The sequence below is a fragment of the Pseudanabaena sp. PCC 6802 genome, from assembly GCF_000332175.1.
GTDB lineage: Bacteria > Cyanobacteriota > Cyanobacteriia > Pseudanabaenales > Pseudanabaenaceae > PCC-6802.
Genome location: NZ_KB235914.1, coordinates 4,531,638 through 4,533,754, shown reverse-complemented (window position 1 = coordinate 4,533,754; position 2,117 = coordinate 4,531,638). Strand labels below are relative to the sequence as shown.

The window sequence follows — 2,117 nt, the reverse complement described above, 5'->3', positions numbered from 1 at the left end:
CACGAACGGCAGCACGAACATCAGCACGAACGGCACCACATCGCCCACCGATGACGTGGTAGTCTACACGCCGAACAGTGGCTTCACGGGTACGGATTCGTTCACGTACACGATCTCCGATGGCATGGGTGGATTGGATACGGCAACGGTAACGGTAGTGGTGAATAACGGCATCCCCGATGCGGTAAATGACACGACCTCCACCCCATCTGGTACGCCGGTCTCGATAGGAGTACTGGGTAACGATACCGACCCGAATGGCGATCCATTAACCGTGACGGCGGCCACACCCGGCACGAACGGCAGTACCAGCATCAGCACCAACGGCACCACATCGCCAACCGATGATGTAGTGGTCTACACGCCGAATAGCGGGTTTGCCGGTACCGACTCGTTCGCGTACACGATCTCCGATGGCATGGGCGGATTGGATACGGCAACGGTAACGGTAGTGGTGAATAACGGCATCCCCGATGCAGTAAATGACACGACCTCCACCCCATCTGGTACGCCCGTCTCGATAGGAGTACTGGGTAACGATAGCGACCCCAACGGCGATCCGTTAACCGTGACGGCGGCCACACCCGGCACGAACGGCAGTACCAGCATCAGCACGAACGGCACCACATCGCCAACCGATGATGTAGTGGTCTACACGCCGAATAGCGGGTTTGCCGGTACCGACTCGTTCGCGTACACGATCTCCGATGGCATGGGTGGATTGGATACGGCAACGGTAACGGTAGTGGTGAATAACGGCATCCCCGATGCAGTAAATGACACGACCTCCACCCCAGCTGGTACGCCCGTCTCGATAGGAGTACTGGGTAACGATACCGACCCCAATGGCGATCCATTAACCGTGACGGCAGCAACGGCAGGCACGAACGGCAGCACCAGCATCAGCACGAACGGCACCACATCGCCCACGGATGATGTAGTGGTCTACACGCCGAATAGCGGGTTTGCCGGTACCGACTCGTTCGCGTACACGATCTCCGATGGCATGGGTGGATTGGATACGGCAACGGTAACGGTAGTGGTGAATAACGGCATCCCCGATGCGGTAAATGACACGACCTCCACCCCAGCCGGCACGCCGGTCTCGATTGGGGTACTGGGCAACGACAGCGACCCGAATGGCGATCCGCTAACCGTGACGACGGCCACACCCGGCACGAACGGCAGTACCAGCATCAGCACGAACGGCACCACATCGCCCACGGATGACGTGGTGGTCTACACGCCGAATAGCGGGTTTGCCGGTACCGACTCGTTCGCGTACACGATCTCCGATGGCATGGGTGGATTGGATACGGCGACGGTAACGGTAGTGGTGAATAACGGCATCCCCGATGCGGTAAATGACGCGACCTCCACCCCATCTGGCACGCCCGTCTCGATAGGAGTACTGGGCAACGACAGCGACCCGAATGGCGATCCGCTGACGGTGACGGCAGCGACGGCAGGCGGGAACGGCAGCACCAGCATCAGCACGAACGGCACCACATCGCCCACGGATGACGTGGTAGTCTACACGCCGAATAGCGGGTTTGCCGGTACCGACTCGTTCGCGTACACGATCTCCGATGGCATGGGTGGATTAGATACGGCAACGGTAACGGTAGTGGTGAATAACGGCATCCCCGATGCAGTAAATGACACGACCTCCACCCCATCTGGTACGCCCGTCTCGATAGGAGTACTGGGTAACGACAGCGACCCGAATGGCGATCCGCTAACCGTGACGACGGCCACACCCGGCACGAACGGCAGTACCAGCATCAGCACGAACGGCACCACATCGCCAACCGATGATGTAGTGGTCTACACGCCGAATAGCGGGTTTGCCGGTACCGACTCGTTCGCGTACACGATCTCCGATGGCATGGGTGGACTGGATACGGCAACGGTAACGGTAGTGGTGAATAACGGCATCCCCGATGCGGTAAATGACACCACCTCCACCCCAGCCGGCACGCCGGTCTCGATAGGAGTACTGGGCAACGATACCGACCCCAACGGCGATCCGTTAACCGTGACGGCGGCCACACCCGGCACGAACGGCAGTACCAGCATCAGCACCAACGGCACCACATCGCCAACCGATGATGTAG

Annotated in this window: 1 protein-coding gene; it reads left to right on the top strand. The window is 59.6% G+C overall.

What is annotated here, in order from left to right; translation table 11 throughout:
* Positions 1-2,117, top strand: a 2,117-nt coding sequence (locus PSE6802_RS34180) for a beta strand repeat-containing protein (protein ID WP_019503123.1), incomplete at both ends; no start/stop codon positions are given.